17 protein-coding genes and 1 pseudogene are annotated in these 21,050 nt (G+C 70.3%); 15 read left to right on the plus strand and 3 right to left on the minus strand.

The window, feature by feature from the left end; translation table 11 throughout:
* The first annotated feature begins 249 nt into the window (after positions 1-249).
* On the plus strand, positions 250-1,656 hold the full coding sequence (locus ACIRJP_RS30360; RefSeq protein WP_404180844.1) for a hypothetical protein: 1,407 nt from the start codon (positions 250-252) through the stop codon (positions 1,654-1,656).
* A gap of 166 nt (positions 1,657-1,822) precedes the next feature.
* On the opposite strand, the gene ACIRJP_RS30365 is transcribed toward ACIRJP_RS30360, so the two are convergent.
* Positions 1,823-2,818, minus strand: a complete 996-nt coding sequence (locus tag ACIRJP_RS30365) for an ATP-binding protein (RefSeq protein ID WP_404180847.1) — start codon at positions 2,816-2,818, stop codon at positions 1,823-1,825.
* 102 nt (positions 2,819-2,920) lie between these two features.
* Between ACIRJP_RS30365 and ACIRJP_RS30370 the strand changes: the two genes are divergently transcribed.
* Entirely contained in the window at positions 2,921-3,745 is an 825-nt protein-coding gene (locus ACIRJP_RS30370) for an oxidoreductase (protein WP_404180849.1), read from the plus strand.
* A 608-nt stretch (positions 3,746-4,353) separates the two neighbouring features.
* Here ACIRJP_RS30370 and ACIRJP_RS30375 read toward each other — a convergent pair.
* Positions 4,354-5,190, minus strand: a complete 837-nt coding sequence (locus ACIRJP_RS30375; protein ID WP_404180852.1) for an HAD family hydrolase — start codon at positions 5,188-5,190, stop codon at positions 4,354-4,356.
* A 498-nt stretch (positions 5,191-5,688) separates the two neighbouring features.
* Here ACIRJP_RS30375 and ssd point away from each other — a divergent pair, with 498 nt between their 5' ends.
* From ssd to ACIRJP_RS30410, 7 genes and pseudogenes are all read left to right on the plus strand, one after another.
* Positions 5,689-6,816: a septum site-determining protein Ssd gene (ssd, locus tag ACIRJP_RS30380; RefSeq protein ID WP_404180855.1), complete on the plus strand. Its 1,128-nt coding sequence runs from the start codon at positions 5,689-5,691 to the stop codon at positions 6,814-6,816.
* Positions 6,813-7,961, plus strand: coding sequence for a TadA family conjugal transfer-associated ATPase (locus ACIRJP_RS30385; protein WP_404180858.1), 1,149 nt, complete (start codon positions 6,813-6,815; stop codon positions 7,959-7,961). Before ssd ends, ACIRJP_RS30385 begins: the two co-directional genes overlap by 4 nt.
* A 14-nt stretch (positions 7,962-7,975) precedes the next feature.
* Positions 7,976-8,839, plus strand: coding sequence for a type II secretion system F family protein (locus ACIRJP_RS30390; protein ID WP_404180861.1), 864 nt, complete (start codon positions 7,976-7,978; stop codon positions 8,837-8,839).
* Positions 8,836-9,660, plus strand: coding sequence for a type II secretion system F family protein (locus ACIRJP_RS30395; RefSeq protein WP_404180864.1), 825 nt, complete (start codon positions 8,836-8,838; stop codon positions 9,658-9,660). The genes ACIRJP_RS30390 and ACIRJP_RS30395 overlap by 4 nt, the downstream gene beginning before the upstream one ends.
* Before the next feature lie 59 nt (positions 9,661-9,719).
* On the plus strand, positions 9,720-9,920 hold the full coding sequence (locus tag ACIRJP_RS30400; protein ID WP_404180867.1) for a DUF4244 domain-containing protein: 201 nt from the start codon (positions 9,720-9,722) through the stop codon (positions 9,918-9,920).
* Positions 9,907-10,332 carry a TadE family type IV pilus minor pilin gene (locus tag ACIRJP_RS30405; RefSeq protein WP_404180870.1) on the plus strand — a complete coding sequence of 142 codons (426 nt, stop codon included), beginning with the start codon at positions 9,907-9,909 and terminating at the stop codon, positions 10,330-10,332. The genes ACIRJP_RS30400 and ACIRJP_RS30405 overlap by 14 nt, the downstream gene beginning before the upstream one ends.
* A gap of 119 nt (positions 10,333-10,451) precedes the next feature.
* Positions 10,452-10,673: pseudogene (locus ACIRJP_RS30410) on the plus strand (Rv3654c family TadE-like protein); the annotation flags it as partial.
* Between the two features lie 40 nt (positions 10,674-10,713).
* Here ACIRJP_RS30410 and ACIRJP_RS30415 read toward each other — a convergent pair.
* Positions 10,714-13,299, minus strand: coding sequence for a DEAD/DEAH box helicase (locus ACIRJP_RS30415; protein WP_404180873.1), 2,586 nt, complete (start codon positions 13,297-13,299; stop codon positions 10,714-10,716).
* Between the two features lie 78 nt (positions 13,300-13,377).
* On the opposite strand from ACIRJP_RS30415, the gene ACIRJP_RS30420 reads away from it, so the two are divergent.
* The 6 genes from ACIRJP_RS30420 to ACIRJP_RS30445 all read left to right on the plus strand — a co-directional run bounded on the left by ACIRJP_RS30420 (position 13,378) and on the right by ACIRJP_RS30445 (position 20,915).
* Positions 13,378-13,731, plus strand: coding sequence for an STAS domain-containing protein (locus tag ACIRJP_RS30420; protein WP_003967428.1), 354 nt, complete (start codon positions 13,378-13,380; stop codon positions 13,729-13,731).
* 615 nt (positions 13,732-14,346) lie between these two features.
* On the plus strand, positions 14,347-14,829 hold the full coding sequence (locus ACIRJP_RS30425; RefSeq protein WP_404180876.1) for an ATP-binding protein: 483 nt from the start codon (positions 14,347-14,349) through the stop codon (positions 14,827-14,829).
* A 352-nt stretch (positions 14,830-15,181) separates the two neighbouring features.
* Positions 15,182-17,641 (plus strand): sodium-translocating pyrophosphatase, encoded by a 2,460-nt coding sequence (locus ACIRJP_RS30430; protein ID WP_404180879.1) that lies wholly within the window; start codon positions 15,182-15,184, stop codon positions 17,639-17,641.
* Between the two features lie 323 nt (positions 17,642-17,964).
* A complete protein-coding gene (locus ACIRJP_RS30435; protein ID WP_404180882.1) occupies positions 17,965-18,582 on the plus strand; it encodes a small secreted protein in 618 nt (205 codons plus the stop codon).
* Between the two features lie 181 nt (positions 18,583-18,763).
* Positions 18,764-20,278, plus strand: coding sequence for a methyltransferase (locus ACIRJP_RS30440; protein ID WP_404180885.1), 1,515 nt, complete (start codon positions 18,764-18,766; stop codon positions 20,276-20,278).
* Between the two features lie 439 nt (positions 20,279-20,717).
* Entirely contained in the window at positions 20,718-20,915 is a 198-nt protein-coding gene (locus ACIRJP_RS30445; RefSeq protein ID WP_266731806.1) for a hypothetical protein, read from the plus strand.
* The last annotated feature ends 135 nt before the right edge of the window (positions 20,916-21,050 follow it).

Below are 21,050 nucleotides of genomic sequence, written 5' to 3' on the forward strand. Positions count from 1 at the left end.
AACGTAGGGACGCGGCCGTGGGTCACGGCGTGCAGCGGCGGGATTTCTCAACTCTCAGTAAACAGATCGTAATGGAGAGTAAAGATCTGTGTCCACACTTGTGATCGAATGGGCAAGTCGATCACCCATTCAAGTGAATAAGCATCTTTTCATTCGGTATGTCCTACTGATCTCGAGGGCCGCGTGCGAACTTGACCGCGCCGTGTCGGTACTTCGACGCGAATAACCCGTAGGGAAGAAGGTGGGCGGATGATGGCTGCCACGACGAGAGTCGTTTCGCGGAAGGCCGCGGAGAGGGCGGCCGCCGGGCGGGTTGCCCTGGGTGTCGCGGCCGTCGCTCTGACCGCTGGAGTGGCCGGGTGCTCCGGCGGCTCCGGCGACGACACCGGAGCCGCCGGCCCGGGGGCGGCGGAGAACGTTCCCGAAGTGGAGAAGGCCCCTGAGGCGAAGAAGGCTCCCGAGGCGAAGAAGGAGGCCTTTGAAGCCCCGGCCGCGCCCAACAGTGTTCTCCGGCTCATCGGCGACGGGTCCACCGCGTTTACCGGCAGCCAGCCGAAGCAGCCTGTGGCCGAGCGCCTGGCGCCCGGTCAGAAACCGCCGCAGTTCGTGGTGTTCTCGTGGGACGGGGCAGGCGAGGACAGCCAGAAGCTCTTCTCCCGCTTCCGCGAGGTCGGCAGGAAGTACCACGCGAACATGACGTACTTCCTCAGCGGCGTGTACATGCTGCCGGAGGACAAGCGGGAGCTCTACGACCCGCCGAAGCACAACGTCGGCAGCTCTGACATCGGCTTCAACGACACCGAGGGAATCCGCAACACCATCACCCAGGTGCGCGGGGCCTGGGAGGACGGTAACGAGATCGGCACCCACTTCAACGGGCACTTCTGCGGTCCCCAAGGCGGCGGGACCTGGTCCGTCGACCAGTGGAAGAGCGAGATCAGCCAGGCCAAGTCCTTCGTGAAGAACTGGAAGACCAACGACCCGGGCCTCGAAACGGAGAAGCCGCTTCCCTTCGACTACGACAAGGAGCTCATCGGCGGCCGCACCCCCTGCCTGGAAGGGCAGAAGAACATGGTGGCGGCAGCACGGACGATGGGCTTCCGCTACGACTCCAGCGGGGGCAACAACCAGGTCTGGCCGAAGAAGAAGGACGGCGTCTGGGACCTCTCGCTGCAGCTCGTCCCCGTGCCGGGCCGCAAGTTCGAGACCCTGTCGATGGACTACAACTTCATGGTCAACCAGTCCGGCACGGAAACGCAGGGCGATCCGGGCATGCACGAGTACTGGGGCAACCAGATGCGCGACGGCCTGCTCCAGGCCTTCTACCGCTCGTACGACGGGAACCGTGCCCCGCTGATCATCGGTAACCACTTCGAGTCCTGGAACGGCGGCACCTACATGCGCGCAGTCGAGGACACCATTGCGACGGTCTGCACCAAGGAAGGCGTCCGCTGCGTTTCCTTCCGGCAACTGGCCGACTGGCTGGACGCACAGGATCCGGCGACGCTGGCGAAGCTCGGCACGCTCGATGTCGGCCAGGCACCCGAGGAGGGCTGGTCCGCGTTCCTCGACGGAACGGGGACTTCCGAAGCCGGCCGGGCAGCGGGCGCCGACAAGGCTCAGGCGGGGCCGGGCGAGGGCGAGAACAGCCGCTGAGCCGCGCGGCCTCCGGCCGTGACCGACGCGTCGTGCGCCGGGCCGGCCGGACGGCGGGGCTGTGCGTCGAGCGCCGGACGGGCCGGAGATCCGATCCTGTCCGGCGCTCTGTGAGATGACGGCTTCCGCCGGGAGGGGCGAACCCGTCCGGCGGGGCGCCGAGGTGTCAGGCGGGTTGAGCGGCGCCGTCCTGGGCGTACCGCTCATCGAGAACGAAGGCGGGATCGACCTGGGCGGCCAGATCGGCGCCCGTCTTCTCGTTGCCCCAGCTCTCCGCGTTCTTCAGATGGAAATGGACCATCTGACGCGTGTAGCGCCTCCAGTCCCGCTGCTCGTACGAGTCCTCGGCGGCGTTCTGCAGCGCCTGCAGAGCCATCCGGTTGTCCGCCTCCAGCAGCTCGAAGCGAGCGGGGCGGCCCTTCTCCATCGCCCGTACCCAGTCGGAGTGCCCGACGCTGACCAGCAGATCGTCGCCCACCTCGGTGCGCAGGAACTCCAGATCGTCCTCGCCCTGCACCTTGTTGCCGATGACCTTCAGGGCGACCCCGAAGTCCCGTGCGTACTCCTTGTACTGGCGGTAGACCGACACGCCCTTAAGAGTCGGCTCCGCGACCAGGAACGTCATGTCGAAGCGGGTGAACATCCCGGAGGCGAACGAATCCGACCCTGCTGTCATGTCAACGACGACATAGTCGTCGGGGCCGTCGACGAGATGGTTCAGACAGAGTTCGACCGCGCCGACCTTGGAGTGGTAGCAGGCCACGCCCAGATCCGACTCCGTGAACGGCCCAGTGGCCATCAGCCGGATCTCCCCGTCGTCCAGCCGGACCGTACGCGCGCATGCGTCATAGATCGGGTTGTCCTCGCGGACCCGCAGCAGTCGTGAGCCCTCGCCGGGCGGAGTCGTCTTGATCATCGTCTCGCCGGAGGCGATGCGGGGGTTGCTGCCGCGCAGATACTCCTTGATCAGAGGCAGATGCGCTCCCATGGCGGGCAGTGCCGCGGCCTCCTGGTCGTCGAGGCCGAGCGCGGCCCCGAGGTGCTGGTTGATGTCGGCGTCCACCGCGACGACATCGGCTTCATTGGCGGCGAGGTGGCGGATGAAGAGCGAGGACAGCGTTGTCTTGCCGCTGCCGCCCTTCCCTACGAAAGCGATCTTCATGTTCACCTAGGGTAGTGGTGTGATCGCGTTCTGCTGTCGCGCTTCGTGAAGAAGGCCACTCCCGGGCGGTATCGGCGCGGTGGACGCGTAGCCTCGCTACTTATGAGTACGCCTGCTTCTGATCCGCTCGCCGCCCTGGGGACCCTGCCGGGGGTCGCCGACGCGGTGGACTCCGTACGCAAGGCCGTCGACCGGGTCTACGGTCACCGCGTCATGCGGCGCCGCAGCAATGAGGTCACCGCGGAAGCGGCCCTGCGCGGTGCCCGTGGTTCGGCGGCGCTGTCGGGCGCCGACTGGAACCTGGAGGAGGTGCGCCGACGTACCGACTTCAGTGGTGACGGCGAGGCGCACGTGATCGGGGCGGCCCTGCGGCTGACCGCCGAAGCGGGCCAACTGCTGTCCATCTGGCGGCAGTCACCGCTGCGGGTGCTGGCGCGGCTGCATCTGGTCGCGGCCGGCGGAGCGGTACCCGACGATATCGTCGGCCGGCCGAGGCTGGCGGGCGAGCCTGTGGACGAGCCGCTGGTCGAGGCGCCGTTGCCGGATGCCGACGAGGTGGCCGGGCGACTGGAGGGACTCTCCGGGCTGATTCTTTCCGGCACTTCGGCGCCCGCGCTCGTCACGGCGGCGGTAGTGCACGGCGAACTGCTGGCCCTGCGTCCTTTCGGTTCGTACAACGGGCTCGTCGCGCGGACCGCCGAGCGGATCGTGCTGATCGGGAGCGGGCTCGACCCCAAATCGATCTGCCCGGCGGAGGTGGGCCACGCCGAGCAGGGGCGGGCGGCGTACGTCGCGGCGTTCGAGGGCTATCTTTCGGCGACGCCGGAGGGCGTGGCAGCCTGGATCGCGCACTGCGGACGCTCCGTGGAGCTGGGTGTCCGGGAGTCGACGGCGGTGTGCGAGGCGCTCCAGCGCGGGGCCGCTTAGGGGTCCGGCAAGAAGTCGCGTGGAAGTCGCGTGGAAGTCGCGCAATGGGGAAACGGCTGGATTTCGGCCCGAGGCTGCGAGCCCGTCGGGTGCCTCTTCGCGGTGTGCGTCGCGATAAAACCACCGAGGTAACTTCATTGCGGTAACTCGCGAATTGTCTTTGCCGTGTCGACTTGTCGAGTCGACTTCACTGCCCGGTAAAAGGGTTGCGGCGGTACCGTCCTCGGTACCGCCGCTGGCATGTCTACCCAGTTACCATGCGTCCTCGATATATGCCCATCAGGCCGGGATGCTTTGCCCGTTCCCTGGTGCGGCTGGCCCGTAATCGACGGGTCGACGTCGCGTGGGTGCTCGGTTTTCATGCTCGGTCCGTGGGGCCGTCTCTGCGTTACAGGTAATCCTCTCGGATGTCCTTGGTCTCGCGGGCCGTTGAGTCATTTGTACTCCAGAGCCAGGGTGAGCGGTAGTGCTGGCCCCACTTCTTTACTTTTAGGTTCAATTACGGGCGAGTTGGATATTTCGCACCGGCTGTCGAGTCGGCGCGCCGGGTCGTCGCTCAGGAGGACGCGCCGGGTCGTCGCTCAGGGGTGCGTCAGTGCGTCAGTGCGTCAGGCGGAGGTCGCGGCGCGGCGGCGTGAGGAGTACCAGACCAGTCCCGCCGTGACGGCGGCCGCGCCCACCGCTGCCGCCGCGACCAATGCCGGACGTGGCGGAAGTGAGAAAGCAGGCAGTCGCTGCTTGAGCCGGACCGGCCGGTTGAAGACGAGAATCGGCCACTCGCGGAGGGTCGCCTCGCGCCGCAGTGCGCGATCCGGATTGACCGCGTGCGGATGGCCGACCGACTCCAGCATCGGTACATCCGTGGCGGAGTCGCTGTATGCGTAGCAGCGTGAGAGGTCGTACCCCTCCGACACCGCGAGGGCCCTGATCGCCTCGGCCTTCGTCGGCCCGTAGGCGTAGTACTCGACTTCGCCGGTGAAGCAGCCGTCGTCACCGACGACCATTCGGGTGGCTACGACCCGGTCGGCACCGAGCAGCTCGCCGATCGGTTCGACGACCTCGGCGCCCGAGGTCGAAACGATCACCACATCGCGTCCGGCGGTGTGATGCTCTTCGATGAGTGTCGCCGCTTCGTCGTAGATGATGGGGTCGATCAGCTGGTGCAGGGTCTCGGCGACGATTTCCTTCACTTGCTGGACGTTCCAGCCCTTGCAGAGTGCGGAGAGATATTCCCGCATCCGCTCCATCTGGTCGTGATCTGCACCCCCGGCAAGGAACACGAACTGTGCGTACGCGGTGCGCAGTACAGCGCGGCGGTTGATCAGTCCGCCTTGGTAGAAGGACTTGCTGAAGGTCAGCGTCGAAGACTTCGCAATGACCGTCTTGTCCAGGTCAAAGAAGGCGGCTGTGCGCGGCAAGAAGCGGTTTTCCACAAGGCAGAGCATAGGGGGACATCATTCGGCGTAAACTCCGGTGCGTGGGTTTGCCTGAGAAGGCTCTCGGGTACACCATGGAAGTCACGGATCGTTCGCGACCGTGCTAACCCGGTCCGGCTCCTCCCCCCCCGAGTCGGCCGTGGGGACGACCCCCGCTCTCCCCCCCGGCGGGGGTCGTCGCATGTCCGGACGCGTTTCTGTCGTTCGGAATCAAGCATTCCGCCCCTATTTCGGTCGCTGCGGCCCGCTTCTCGGGCTGTCCTCACCATCATGACTCGTGACGGTGCGTAGCGGAAGGGCTGCACTCCGGAAGTCGCCGGTATGGGCGACGGAGATATTCACAACGGTGGAGTTGTCCACAGTTTTCGAGCAAGATCCACACGATTTTCCGAAGCGCTGCACGGTGATTCCACCGCGAAGTCCGCGGGTTGTGGAATCGCCGATCCCGGAACGCTCCGAGATCACCGCGAACCGCGATGAAGGTGCAGTGAGAAGGGGGCGGAGATCGTGGCCGAGTCCATCGCGAGGGATCCTCTGCCGGCCGCCGGAGGGCGGCAGGGCGGACCGCTGATCGTGACCGAGGATGTGAAACTGCTCGACGATCTGCTGAGGCTGTGTGCGGCCGCCGGAGCGGAACCGGAAGTCCATCACTCCCCACCAGAGAGCAGGGGCAGCTGGGAGCAGGCCCCGATGGTTCTCGTGGGCGATGATGCCGCGCAGCGATGCCGAGGGGCGGTGCGCAGGCGGGGCGTGATGCTCGTCGGCAGGGAACAGGACGCCCCGGATGTCTGGCGCCGAGCCGTGGAGATCGGGGCCGAATATGTGCTGAGGCTGCCCGATTCGGAAAGCTGGCTCGTCGACCAGATCGCCAATGCGGCGGAGGGGGTGGGCCGGCCGGCGCTCACCGTGGGAGTGATCGGTGGCCGGGGTGGCTCGGGCGCGTCCACACTGGCCTGCGCCTTGGCGGTGACCGCGGCCAGGGGCGGGCGGCGGACGATGCTGATCGACGGCGACCCGCTCGGCGGTGGCATCGACGTGCTGCTCGGTGGCGAACGGGCCGAAGGAATGCGATGGCCGGATTTCGCCCATTCCAAGGGGCGGGTCGGCGGGGGTGCGCTGGAGGAGTCACTACCGGCGCTGCACGGGCTGCGGGTGCTCAGCTGGGGCCGCGACGACTGCGTGACCATCCCGCCGCAGGCCATACAGGCCGTGCTGGCCGCTGCGCGCAGGCTCGGCGGAGTGGTGGTCGTCGATCTGCCGCGCCGGGTCGACGAATCGGTGGCCGAGGCGCTCGCGCAGATGGATCTCGGGCTGTTGGTGGTCCCGGGGGAACTACGCGCGGTCGCGGCGGCGAAGCGCGTGGCGTCGATGGCCGGGATGATCCTGGACGACCTTCGAGTGGTGTCCCGCGGGCCGTACGCGGCGGGCCTCGACGAGCGGTGGGTGGCCCAGGCACTGGGGCTTCCGCTCGCCGGTGAACTCCCCATCGACCCCGGGCTGCTGGCTGCCCGGGACGGCGGCGCGCCTCCGGGTGGCAGTGCGCGCGGTCCGCTGGCCCGGTTCTGCGCGGCGTTCTGGGAGCGGGCGCTCGCCCCGGAACGCGCAGGAGGAGGAGCCGGTGGGGGTGTGTCATGACCCAGACGATGCTCGACGCCGTACGGCAGCGGCTCGCGCAGAGTGGCACGGCGCCGACGCCGGCCGGGGTCGCGGCGGCGCTGCGGGCCCAGGGGCGGCTGCTCGGGGACGCCGAAGTGCTCGGTGCGGCTGATGAGTTGCGGGGCGAGTTGGTCGGGGCCGGGGTTCTGGAGCCGCTGCTCGCAGATCCGGTGGTGACGGATGTGCTGGTCTCAGCGCCGGACCGGGTGTGGGTGGACCGGGGAGGCGGTCTCGAACTCACCGGGGTGACCTTCACGGACGCGGCCGCGGTGCGCAGGCTGGCGCAGCGGCTGGCCGCCGTGGCGGGGCGGCGGCTGGACGACGCCCGCCCCTGGGTGGACGCCAGGCTTCCGGACGGCACCCGGATGCATGCCGTGCTGCCGCCGGTGGCCGTCAGCTCGACGTGCCTGTCGCTGCGGGTGGTTCGGCCCAGGGCCTTCTCGCTGGCGGAGCTGGTCACGGCGGGGACGGTGCCGCCTGGCGGTGACCGCGTACTGCGGGCTCTGGTGGAGGCCCGGGTCTCGTATCTGATCAGTGGAGGTACGGGGGCCGGGAAGACGACTCTTCTGTCGAGTCTGCTGGGCGCGGTCGGGGAACGGGAGCGAATCGTGCTGGCAGAGGACTCGGCGGAGCTGCGGCCGGACCATCCGCATGTGGTGCGCCTGGAGTCGCGCCCCGCCAATCAGGAGGGGGCGGGCCGGGTGACCCTTCGGGATCTGGTGAGGCAGGCCCTGCGGATGCGGCCCGACCGGCTGGTGGTCGGAGAGGTACGGGGCGCGGAGGTCACCGAGCTCCTTGCCGCCCTGAACACCGGCCACGAGGGCGGTTCGGGGACGGTCCACGCCAATGCCGCCGAGCACGTACCGGCCCGTCTTGAGGCGCTGGGGACGGCGGCGGGGCTGGACCGGACGGCGCTGCACAGCCAGTTGGCGGCCGCGCTGTCGGTGGTGGTCCATCTCGTACGGGACCGGACCGGGCAGCGGCGGATCGCCGAGGTGCAGGTTCTGGAGCGGGACGCGGCGGGCCTGGTGGTCACCGTGCCCGCGCTGCGCTGGGGCGCCGATGGATTCGTGCGGGAGCGGGGCTGGGAGCGGCTGCGGTCGCTGATCGGGGGCGCGCTGTGACGGGGGATGCGTCGATGGGGCTGTCGGTGGGCGTCAGTGGTGCGGTGGCCCTGTGCGTCGGGACGGCGGCCTGGCTGGTGGCGGCGCAGGACCATGGCCGACGGAGGGCCAGGGTGCTGTTTGCCGACGGGGAGGTCCGGCCGCCGCTGCGAGTGCTTCGGGAGCGGGTCGTGGTGTGGCTGCTGGAGCGGTCGAGGGAGCGGCGGGAGTGGCTGTGCCTCCCGGTGGCGCTGATTGTCGCCGTGCTGGGGGAGTCCGTGCTGCCGCTGCTGGGCGGGGCGGTGGCCGTGCCGCTGGTGCGGCGGTGGCTGCGCAGGCGGGCCCTGGGCAACGAGCGGGAGCGCCGGGAAACCGGGGTGGTGGCACTGTGCGGCGCGACCGTGGGTGAGCTGCGGGCCGGGCACGAACCCGGGCAGGCGCTGCTCGTCGCCCTCCGAGGCAACGGGGTCATGGGGGCGGCTGAGGCGAGTGTGTCCGCTGCGGCGCGATTCGGCGGCGACGTGCCGGGGGCGCTCGCTCAGGCGGCGCGGGAGCCGGGGCTGGACGGACTCGCCGGGGTGGCGGCCTGCTGGCGGGTGGCGGTCGACGGCGGGGCGGGGCTCGCGGTGGGGCTGGACCGCCTGGAGGGCGCGCTGCGGGCCGAGCGCCGCAGACGGGAGGAACTGCGGGCCCAACTGGCGGGTGCCTGGTCGACGGTGGCTGTGCTGGCGCTGCTCCCGGTGCTGGGGCTGGGGCTGGGGGCGGCGCTCGGGGCCGATCCGTTGCGGGTGCTGCTGCACACCCCGGCCGGGCTGGTATGTCTGGTGACGGGCGGACTGCTGGAGGCGGCCGGCCTCTGCTGGGCGGCCCGGATCGTACGGGCGGGGGAAGCGGGGTGAGCGGGGTCGCCCACGAAGCCGTGCACCGGGTGGCGGCGGTGTGCGCGGTGGTGAGTGCGGTCGCTTGTACGACCTTTGCCCTGGCAGGGCTCGGGCGTAGGCGGGCGGTGTGCCGCCGGGGCGCGGCACTGCTGGCGATCGGCGGTCCGGAACGCAAGCGCGAGCGCTGGGGTGGGCGCGGGGACGGGCGCGGACATGCGGTGCCCGGCGCCCGGGTGAAGGAGTGGATCGCGCCGCTGGGCGCTGTGGCGGTGGGCTGGGTCCTGGTCGGCGGTCTGCCGGGTTGCGCGGCGGGGCTGCTCGGGGCGTACGGGGCCTGGCGGTGGCAGCGGGGCCGACGCGGCACCGAACCGGGAGCCGGACTCGCGGAGATGGCGGAGGCCGCACGTCAGCTCCCGTTGGCGGCAGACCTGTTGGCGGCCTGCATCTCCGCCGGGGCCGGGCCCCGGGAGGCGGCCGAGGCGGTGGGGGAGTCGCTGGGAGGGCCCGTCGGCAGGTGCCTGGCGCGGACGGCCGCGGAGATCCGGCTCGGTGGTGAACCTGCGGCGGCCTGGGGGCGGTTCGGGGAGATACCGGGTGCGAGTGCGCTGGCCCGCTGCCTGGAGCGGGCGGGGTCGACCGGGGCTCCGGCAGCGGAGCCGGTGACACGGCTGGCCGAGGCGATGCGGGCCGAACGTGCGAGTGCGGCCGTGGCGCGCGCCCAACGGGCAGGCGTGCTGATCACCGGTCCCGTGGGGCTCTGCTTTCTGCCCGCTTTCTTGACGGTCGGGGTGGCGCCCGTGGTGATCGGCCTGGCGACCGGACTGCTTCAGACCACATGACCGAAAAGTGTAAATAAAAATCCATTCGATATGAATTGCCGATTTCACGGGGGGTTGAAATGATTCAGCGAATCAGGAGCTGGGTGCGTGGCATGGCATTCCGGGCCCGGTCGGACAGCGGAATGACGACATCCGAATACGCGGTGGGGACGATTGCGGCCTGTGCGTTCGCGGCGGTGCTCTACAAGGTGGTCACCAGCCAGCCTGTGATGTCCGCATTGCAGTCGCTGCTGAAGGACGCGCTCGATGCGAAGTTCTGAGAGCGGTCCCGGAGCGTGCGCCGGAGGCCGTTCCCGTGTCGAGGGCGGGAGACCGGGTGTCCGGGCGTCGGATCGGGGCGCGGTGACTGCGGAAGCGGCCATGGCGGTTCCGGTGCTGGCGATGTTCGCCCTGGCGCTGGTCTGGGCGCTGATGGCCGCCTCCGCCCAGATCCGGTGCGTGGACGCGGCGAGGGCCGGGGCGAGGGCGGCCGCGCGTTCCGAGCCGGAGGCACAGGTGCTTGAGGTCACCCGTTCGGCGGCACCCGGCGGAGCCGAAGTCGCGATGGAACGCTCCGGGGAGCTGTGGCGGGTACGGGTGGCGGCTCCGATGCCGGGGCCGGGGCCGCTGGCCCTGACGCTGCACGCGGAGGCGGCCGCACTGGCCGAGGACACGGTGGGGGTGACGCAATGAACCGGACGGGAGGGAGGTGGCGGGCGACTGCGCTCGTGTGGCTGCGGGCAGCCGTCCCCGCGCGGCTGGGCAGGGCTGGGCGGGGCGAGGACAGGGGGCTGGCCACGGTGTGGGTGGCGATGACCACGGCCACGCTGTGCGCGGTGTTCGCGGTCGTGCTGGCCCTCGGGCAGGTGGTGGCCGCTCGGCACCGGGCGGGCGGTGCGGCGGATCTGGCGGCGCTGGCCGCGGCCGACCGGGCCCTACAAGGTCCTGGGGAGGCATGCGCGGCCGCCGAGAAGGTGGCCGCGGCGCAGGGGGCTGTGGTGGTCCGGTGTGCGGTGCGCGGGGAGATCGCCGATGTGACGGTTCGGGTGAGTTTCGGGCCGTACGAACCGGCGGTCAGGTCCCGGGCCGGCCCTCCGGCGGCTGCTCCCGCATCTCCGGCGCTTCCGCCTCCCGCCCCGGAGCCGACTCCGGCTCCGGAGGCTGCGCGGGGTTCGGTTCCGACGGCACTTCGGGGTCCGGTTCCTCAGGGGGCGGGGGCGCGTATCGCAGGAGTTCGGTGAGGAGGCGTACGGCGCCACGCTTGTGCAGCGGTTCGTTGCCGTTGCCGCACTTGGGGGACTGGACGCAGGACGGGCAGCCGGCCTCGCACTCGCAGGACGCGATCGCCTGGCGGGTCGCGGTCAGCCAGGCACGGGCGGTGTGGAAGGCCCGCTCGGCGAATCCGGCACCGCCCGGGTGGCCGTCGTACACGAAGACCGTGGGCAACAGCGTGTCCGGGTGCATCGGCACGGAGACGCCGCCGATGTCCCACCGGTCGCAGGTGGCGAAGAGCGGCAGCATCCCGATCGACGCGTGCTCCGCGGCGTGCAGGGTGCCGCCCAGGATCTCCGGATTGATACGGGCGGCGTCGAGCTGGTCCTCGGTGACCGTCCACCAGACGGCACGGGTGCGCAGGGTGCGGGGCGGCAGGTCCAGCCTGGTCTCGCCGAGGACCTCGCCGGTGATCAGCTTGCGGCGCAGGAAGGAGACGACCTGGCTGGTGACCTCCACGGAGCCGTAGCAGAGCCGTCCGTCACCCCACGGGATCTCGGTGTCGGTCTCCAGAACGGCGATCGAGGTGGTGTCGCGGGCGGTGGTCGAGTACGGCGGGACGGCCTCCTCGACCAGGGCCACCGAGTCCTCCAGGTCCAGCTTCCGGACCAGGTACGTGCGTCCTTGGTGGAGGTGGACGGCGCCCTCGTGGACGGCGGTGTGCGCGGCCGATTCGTCGACGGTGCCCAGCAGTCGGCCGGTGCCCTCCTCGACGATCTGGACGGGGCGGCCGCCCTCGCCACGGATGTCGGTGAGGTCCGCGGCTCGTTCCCGGCGGGTCCAGTGCCAGCCCGATGGCCGCTTGCGCAGCAGCTTCGCGGCCTCCAGCTGCGGCAGCAGTTCGGGCACGGCCGGGCCGAAGAGTTCCAGGTCGGGCCCGGTGAGGGGGAGCTCCGCGGCGGCGGCGCACAGATGGGGGGCGAGTACGTACGGATTGTCCGGGTCGAGGACGGTCGACTCCACGGGCTGCTGGAACAGCGCCTCGGGATGGTGGACGAGGAAGGTGTCCAGCGGGTCGTCGCGGGCCACCAGGACGGCCAGCGCGCCCTGGCCCGAGCGTCCGGCGCGGCCCGCCTGCTGCCACAGCGACGCCCTGGTGCCGGGATAGCCGGCGATCACGACGGCATCCAGGCCGGAGACGTCGATGCCGAGTTCGAGGGCGGTGGTGGCGGCCAGTCCGAGCAGTTCCCCCGAGTGCAGGGCGCGCTCGAGGGCGCGGCGTTCCTCGGGGAGGTAGCCCCCGCGGTAGGCGGCGACCCGGGCCGGCAGGGAGCGGTCCACCTCGGCGAGGCGCTCCTTGGCGATGACGGAGATCAGCTCGGCGCCGCGCCGGGAACGCACGAAGGCGACCGAGCGGACCCCCTGGACGGTGAGATCGGTGAGCAGGTCGGCGGTCTCGGCGGTGGCGGTGCGGCGGACAGGGGCGCCCTTCTCGCCGTGCAGGTCGGTCAGAGGAGGCTCCCACAGCGCGAAGACCACCTCGCCGCGGGGTGAGGAGTCGTCGGCGACCTCCTTGACCGGGAGACCGGTGAGGCGGCCGGCCGCGACTGAGGGTTCCGCCGCGGTGGCGGAGGCGAGGAGGAAGACCGGGTCGGCTCCGTAACGGGCGCACAGGCGGCGGAGCCGGCGAACGACCTGGGCCACGTGGGAGCCGAAGACGCCGCGGTAGGTGTGGCACTCGTCGATGACGACGAAGCGCAGGGCGCGCAGGAAGGAGGACCAGCGGGGGTGGGACGGGAGTATCCCGCGGTGCAGCATGTCGGGGTTGGTCAGGACGTAGTTGGCGTACTGACGCACCCACTCGCGTTCCTCGACCGGCGTGTCGCCGTCGTAGACCGCGGGCCTGACGGCGTTGCCGAGCGGTGCCGCGAGCTGCTTCACGGAACGCCTCTGATCGGCCGCCAGGGCCTTGGTGGGCGCCAGGTACAGGGCGGTGGCGCCGCGGCCGTTCGGGGCCTCGGAGCCGTCGAGCAGGGCGCTGAGGACCGGGGCGAGGTAGGCGAGCGACTTGCCGGACGCGGTTCCGGTGGCGATGACCACGGATTCGCCGTCCAGGGCGTGCTCTGCCGCGGCCGCCTGGTGCGCCCACGGATGTTCGATTCCGGCCCGCTGGATCGCGGCGACGACTTCCGGCCGGATGCGATCGGGCCAGATGGCATGGGTTCCCGCACGCGGGGGCAAGTGCTCCGTATGAGTGATGCGCGCGGACCGGCCAGCCACTGCGGCGAGCCGGTCGAGGACCATGGCGGGAGAGTGACTGGTGTCGCTGTTCCCGGGTGGTCGACTGGGGCGGTGATTCTTGGCCATCGGCACCGAGTGTGTCACTGGCGTGACGGACAATGGCCCCAAGCCGTCGTGCATGGCTGCTTGTAAGTGATTGAATGCCATCGCGGCTGGCGATCCGTTCCCTGGCTCCGCCGGGGAGACCGAGGGGCGACCGCTCGATAGCAAGGTGCTGGAGGATCCGTGGACCTGTCCTTGTCGACTCGCAATGTGTCCGGCCCTGGTGGCGACCGTACGGTCGTCGAGGTCGGTGGCGAGATTGATGTGTATACCGCGCCCAAGCTGCGCGAGCAGTTGGTCGAGTTGGTGAATGACGGCAGCTACCACCTGGTTGTCGACATGGAAGGCGTCGACTTCCTCGACTCCACCGGCCTCGGCGTGCTCGTGGGTGGCCTGAAGCGTGTCCGGGCCCATGAGGGCTCGCTGCGCCTGGTCTGCAACCAGGAGCGCATTCTCAAGATCTTCCGGATCACCGGGCTGACCAAGGTGTTCCCGATTCACACCACGGTCGACGAGGCCGTCGCGGCCACCGACTGACGGTCGGCCCGTGGCCGGTCCGCCGGTCGGGCCGGCCGAGGCCGGTCCGGTACGCAGCCGACGCACCGGCGGCCCGCCAGGGGGCCGGTGCGACGCGGGGGTGCCTGACGGCCGACTGCCGCGAGGCAGACCGATCGCACGGTCGGGTTGTCGCCCGGTGGTCGGGCGGCCAGGTGGCCCGGTGGCCGGATGGTCGGTCGGGGAGCCGGATGACCGGTGCTCCCGTCGGCCGGGTGCTCGGACGACCGGGCCGGTCGGCGTTCGGCCGGTCGGCGTGAGCCGTTTGGCGGTCGGCCGGTGGGCTGTTGTTCGACCGGCTGCCGGCCGGGGCCGTTCGTTCGGCTTGTCCGGTTCGCCCGGTGACCGCTCGTTTGCGAGCGGCCCGGCTGCCGGACAGATGTCTGTCGGTCCGTCGGCCGACGGCTGTCCGTCGCTTCCGACGGCGTCCGGTGTTCGACGACGCGATCGACGCGATCAGCGAGATCGGCGAACCCGCGGGTCGTCGGATCTGAGAAGAAGCGCGAAGAAGAATGAAGAAGCGCGAAGAAGAGCAGGGACGCCGGGCAGCGCGCCCGGGCCCCTGGGATGCACGCCCGTACGTCTGAGGGGGATCGCATGGCCACTGTTGAACTCCGCTTCAGCGCCCAGCCCGAACACGTCAGGACGGCCCGCCTCGTGGCGGCCGCCGTGGCGCGCCGGGCAGGGGTCGACGAAGCCGTGCTCGACGAGGTCAGACTCGCCGTCGGTGAAGCCTGCAGCCGCGCAGTCGGGCTGCACCGCAGCCATGACATCACCGCTCCCGTCTCCGTCGCCCTGATCGAGGAGGAGAAGTCCTTCTCCGTCGAGGTGGCCGACGAGGTGCCCGGCCCCGGGGCCGATCCCGCACTCGGCGGACCCGTAGGAGCCTCCGCGACACGCGGCGCCACGCCCGGCGGTGGTCTCGATGAGCCGGATCACGAGAGCGACGCCGATGGCGAGGACGAGATGGGTCTCGCGGTCATCAGCGGCCTCGTCGATGATGTGGAAGTCAGATCAGGAGCCAAGGGCGGAGTGATCCGCATGAGCTGGCCGAAGACACCCTCGACCGTGTTGCCCTGATGCCGTGAGCGTGCTGTCATGACGCTGCTCCCCTGAGGCGCCACGGGCGGCGCATGCCCGTGGGCGGCCCACCGTCCCCATCCGCCCGCCCCGGTCCGGTCGAACCTCCTCCCCGGTCCATTTCTGGATCCGATTTTTGAGGCCCTGCTGAGCAGGGCCTTTTTCATTTATGCGTGATCAATGATCTGCAGAAAATGTGCCTGCCCCATTACTGCATTTGGGCCTCTCCGAGAGGGCGATCATTTATCGATCGGCGGGTGAAGGTCAATTACATTTACGGCGCACTGTTTTGATCAGCTCTCGCTCCCTACAATCCGTCCACGTCTTGAGCGCTGAGCGTCGAGGAGGACGTATGGCGGAGTTCTTCAACACCCCACTGGCAGGATCCGTGCAAGATTCCGCATTCTCTGCACCTTCCGGCCGGTCCGCTTCTCTGGCGGCCGCGGTTCTCACCGATGACAACCGTGTCATCGTGAGCGTCGTCGCGGTCGTCGCCGTCGCCGCACTGGTCGTCGCCAGACTGCTGGTGCGCCAGGTGCTGGCGGCCGGCGAGGGCACCGACCGCATGAAGGAGATCGCGGCCGCCGTTCAGGAAGGCGCGAATGCCTATCTGGCCCGGCAGTTGCGCACCGTCGGCATCTTTGCCGTCGTGGTCTTCTTCCTGCTTCTGCTGCTACCGGCCGACAACTGGTCGCAGCGCGCGGGCCGTTCTTTGTTCTTCCTGGTGGGTGCGCTTTTCTCGGCGGTCACCGGATACATCGGGATGCGGCTCGCGGTACGCAGTAATGTCCGTGTGGCCGCTGCTGCGCGAGAGGCGACGCCCGCGGAAGGCGAACCGGAGAAAGATCTCACCGCTGTTTCGCACAGGGCGATGAAGATTGCTTTCCGTACCGGTGGCGTGGTCGGCATGATCACCGTGGGCCTCGGCCTGCTCGGTGCGTCCTGTGTCGTGCTCGTCTATGCCGCCGACGCCCCGAAGGTGCTGGAGGGCTTCGGCCTCGGGGCCGCACTGATCGCCATGTTCATGAGGGTCGGTGGTGGAATCTTCACCAAGGCCGCGGACGTCGGCGCCGACCTCGTCGGCAAGGTCGAGCAGGGCATCCCGGAGGACGACCCGCGCAACGCCGCCACCATCGCCGACAACGTGGGCGACAACGTCGGCGACTGCGCCGGCATGGCGGCCGACCTCTTCGAGTCGTACGCCGTGACGCTCGTCGCCGCGCTCATCCTCGGCAAGGCCGCCTTCGGCGACGCCGGACTGGCCTTTCCGCTGATCGTCCCGGCGATCGGCGTGATCACCGCGATGATCGGGATCTTCGCGGTCGCCCCGCGCCGCGCCGACCGCAGCGGAATGACCGCGATCAACCGCGGATTCTTCATCTCCGCGGTGATCTCGCTGGTACTGGTGGCCGTGGCCGTCTTCGTCTACCTGCCGTCCTCGTACGCGGCACTGGACGGTGTGACCGACGGCGCGATCACCTCGCACGGTGGCGACCCGCGGATCTTCGCCCTGGTCGCCGTCGCCATCGGCATCGTGCTGGCCGCCCTGATCCAGCAGCTGACCGGCTACTTCACCGAGACCGGCCGGCGTCCCGTCCAGGACATCGGCAAGTCCTCGCTGACCGGCCCGGCCACCGTCGTACTCGCCGGTATCTCCATCGGCCTGGAGTCCGCCGTCTACACGGCGCTGCTGATCGGCCTGGGCGTCTACGGGGCGTTCCTGCTCGGCGGTACGTCGATCATGCTGGCGCTCTTCGCGGTGGCCCTGGCGGGAACCGGGCTGCTCACCACCGTCGGTGTCATCGTCGCCATGGACACCTTCGGCCCGGTCTCGGACAACGCGCAGGGCATCGCCGAGATGTCCGGTGATGTCACGGGTGCCGGTGCGCAGGTCCTGACCGACCTGGACGCCGTCGGCAACACAACCAAGGCCATCACCAAGGGCATCGCCATCGCCACCGCCGTTCTGGCGGCGTCGGCGCTCTTCGGCTCGTACCGCGACGCGATCGCCATGGCGGTCGACGACGTGGGGGCCAAGGCCGGTGCGATGACGCTCAGTCTGGACATCTCGCAGCCCAACAACCTGGTGGGCCTGATCCTCGGTGCCGCGGTCGTCTTCCTCTTCTCCGGGCTCGCGATCAACGCGGTGTCGCGGTCCGCCGGGTCCGTGGTCTACGAGGTGCGGCGGCAGTTCCGCGAGCACCCCGGGATCATGGACCACAGCGAGAAGCCGGAGTACGGGCGTGTCGTCGACATCTGCACCAAGGACGCCCTGCGCGAGCTCGCCACACCCGGTCTGCTGGCCGTTCTGGCGCCGATCGCCGTCGGCTTCACGCTCGGTGTCGGAGCGCTCGGTTCGTATCTCGCGGGTGCCATCGGGACAGGCACTCTGATGGCGGTCTTCCTCGCCAACTCCGGTGGCGCGTGGGACAACGCCAAGAAGCTCGTCGAGGACGGCCATCACGGCGGCAAGGGCAGCGAGGCCCATGCCGCGACCGTCATCGGCGACACGGTCGGCGACCCGTTCAAGGACACGGCGGGGCCGGCGATCAACCCCCTGCTCAAGGTGATGAACCTGGTCGCCCTGCTCATCGCCCCAGCGGTGGTGCAGTTCAGCTACGGGCAGGACGCGAGCGTCGGCGTGCGGGCGCTGGTGGCGGCGCTCGCCCTCGGGGTCATCGTCGGCGCGGTCTATGCCTCCAAGCGGCGCGGAATCGCCGTGGGCGACGAGGATCCGGGCGACGGGGACGGAGGCAGGGACGGTGACGGGAACAGGCCGGCCAAGTCGCCCGGCCAGGCAGCCGTTTCGTGAGCCGATGGCCCGGGCGGGGCGGTGACATGTAGTCGCCCCCGGCTCAATGACCGGGCGGTCGGCGCATTCTGATGCGCCGTCCGCCCGATCGCATCTCGGGCCCGGCGCCGTCCTCGGCTGAGCCGCCCGATCCGTGCGCCGTACGTGTGCTTGCCCGTGAGTGTGTTTCCGACCGACGGAGGGCTGTGTGGGTGAGTTGTATCTCCCTTGTTTCCCTTGGTGCAAATGGCTACAAAAGGCCACTCATCGGACGTCCGGCATCCGGATGGAGTGCGCTCGCCGTGTAAGTTCCGGGGCCGAGAGCCTTGGAAGGGACCGATCCGGTGAACAAGAAGCTTGCGGCCGCGCTGTCCGGCGGCGCGGTACTGGTACTTACGCTGTCGGGCTGCAGCGGCGACGACAACAGCGACAAGGTGAACGACTGGGCCAAGAAGGTCTGTGACCAGGTCCAGCCCCAGCTCCAGAAGATCGCGAACGCCAACGCCGCCATCCAGCAGCAGACCGCGGACAACAGCAAGCCCGCCGACGTCCAGAAGACCGACTCGGCCGCCTTCCAGCAGATCTCGCAGGCGTACAAGGCGCTGGGCGCGGCAGTCGACTCCGCGGGCCCGCCGCCGGTCGACGGCGGTGAGACCACGCAGAAGAAGGCCGTGAAGGAGCTCGAAGCATCCTCCGCGGCGTACGCGAACCTTCAGAAGAAGATCGACGCCCTGGAGACGAAGGACCAGGCGAAGTTCGCCGACGGGCTCAAGGGCATCGCGGACGAGCTGAACAAGATCAGCACCAGTGGTGACGAGGCGTTGAAGAAGCTTCAGTCCGGCGAGGTCGGCACCGCCATGGCGAAGCAGAAGGGCTGCCAGAAGCCGACGGCATCGGTGCCGCCGAAGGCCGACACGTCGCCGTCCACGGCGCCTTCCGCCTCGCCCAGCAAGAAGGCGTGACCACGCGGCAGCAGCGTCGGCAACGGTTCCACGATGCGCGGTCGCCGCGACGCGCGGCCGTCGCGCCGGACGACGTGTCGGAGTGGCGGCCGTGCCGCATGGCGTGACGTACAAACGGCCCGGCCGCCCCGATGGGCGCCGGGCCGCTGCCGTTGTCAGTGGGAGCGGCCACAATGGGTGGGTGAGTACGACCAGCCTCCCCGTGCCCGACCGTTCGCCCCGGCTCCGCGAAGCCCTGCTTGCCGCCGCCTTCACCGCCGACGGGCTCCTCGACCTGCTCGGTGCGTCCGCCTACGCCGCGCTCGCCCGCAGCGAGACGGTCCCGGCGCTGCGTGCCACCCGGGGTGACGCTCCGCTGGACACGCTGGTGCGGCTGTTCCTGCTCCAGCACCCGGTGCCGTACGAGCGGGCCCGCGCCGCGCTCCCGCTGGCCGAGTGCGTCGAGGACGGCTGGGTGACCCACGCCGGCGACGAGGTCCGGGCCGCGGTCGACGTACGTCCGTACAGCGGGCCCGAGGGGCAGGACTGGTACATCGTCTCCGACCTGGGCTGTGCCGTCGGTGGCGCGGGCGGCATCGGCTCGCGGGAGGAGGGCGTGGTACTGGGCGTCGGCGGGGCGTCCACCACGCTCGCCGGGATCACCGTCCGTACCCCTGTCGCCTCCGCGCTCGACGTCGGCACGGGCTCCGGCATCCAGGCGCTGCACGCCTCGCAGCACGCCACCCGGGTCACGGCCACCGACCTCAACCCCCGTGCGCTGGACTTCACCCGGCTGACGCTCGCGCTGTCCGGAGTCGCCCCGGCCGAGCTTCGCCAGGGCTCGTTGTACGAGCCGGTCGGCGCCGAGACGTACGACCTGATCGTCTCCAACCCCCCGTTCGTCATCTCGCCCGGTGCCCGCCTCACCTACCGCGACGGCGGCATGGGCGGTGACGATCTCTGCCGGACCCTGGTGCAGCAGACCGGCGACCGGCTGAACGAGGGCGGATACGCCCACTTCCTCGCCAACTGGCAGCACGTCGAGGGCGAGGAGTGGCAGAGCCGGCTGAGTTCCTGGGTTCCGTACGGCTGCGACGCCTGGATCGTGCAGCGCGAGGTCCAGGACGTCACGCAGTACGCGGAGCTGTGGCTGCGCGACAGCGGCGATCACCGTACGGACCCCGCCGAGTACGCCGCGCGGTACGACGCCTGGCTGGACGAGTTCGAGGCCCGCAAGACCAAGGGCGTCGGCTTCGGGTGGATCACCCTGCGCAAGTCCGCCGCGGCCGCCGCCGGTAACCCGTCCGTCGTGATCGAGGAGTGGCCGCATGCGGTGGAGCAGCCGCTCGGACCGGCCGTCGAGGCCCATTTCGCCCGTCAGGACTACCTCCGCGAGCAGGACGACGCAGCACTCCTGGCCGGGCATTTCACCCTGGCCGCCGAGGTCGTGCAGGAGCAGGTCGGTCTGCCGGGCGCGGAGGACCCGGAGCACGTGGTGCTCCGTCAGAACCGGGGCATGCGACGCGCGACGAAGGTCGACGCCGTGGGCGCCGGCTTCGCGGGGGTGTGCGACGGCACGCTGCCGGCGGGCCGGATCCTGGACGCGATCGCCCAGTTGATGAACGAGGACCCGGTGCTGCTGCGCGACCGGACCCCGCAGGCGATCCGGCTGCTGGTCGAGGAGGGCTTCCTGGAGCCGGTTCCTTCGGCGGGCTGATGGCGCGGGTCCGGTCCGGCAGGACCGGTGGTGCGCCGGTCGTGCTCGGGGCCCTTGCTCGGGCTCCGTTCCTTCCCGGGTGCGTATCGCCGTACGTAAGGAAGGGCCCCACGATCAGCGGATTCGGGTTCGCCGTCGGCGGTGCGTCGTGGAGGGGGCGGATTCCGGATCAGGCGCCCGGCGGTGCCCGGCGGGGCGCCGGACGGAGCTGCGTGCGGAGTTGCGGACGGAGCCTCGGGGTGGCTTGTCGGCCGGTTCGTGGCGGGAGCCCCGCCGGCACCCCGGCCGGACGTCCGTCCCGCGGTCACGGGGCGGAGGCGGATGCGGGTGGAACCGGCCATTCACCCGGGGTTCGCATGGCCGACGTCCTGGGGTGGCAGCCTCCCCATGGCCGGACGGCACACGTCCCGGCTCGGCCAGGGACAGGGAGGCGTACGGCATGGAGAGCGGACCCGCAGTCTTCGCCGGATCGGCATTCGCACTGTTCGGTGCCGCGCTGCTGCTGTGGACGGGGGCGCGCGTGCTGCACCGCGCGCCGGTGGCGCACGGCGTGAGCCCCGTCGCCTCCGCCGCGCTCGCCACTGTGTTCGGCGTACTTTTTCTCGTCCTCGGCGTGTGGTGCTTCACCCGCATCTGATCCACCGCCCACCGGCCCGGCCGGAAACCCGCAGCGCACGGCAGGCAGTGGCGGGGAACACGCCCGGACCGCAGGCGGCCCGCCACCGGCGTCCGCAGCGCCGCCACAGCACCCGGAAACCCGCAGGCAGTGACC

It is taken from the genome of Streptomyces sp. NPDC102437, from assembly GCF_044765565.1.
GTDB lineage: Bacteria > Actinomycetota > Actinomycetes > Streptomycetales > Streptomycetaceae > Streptomyces.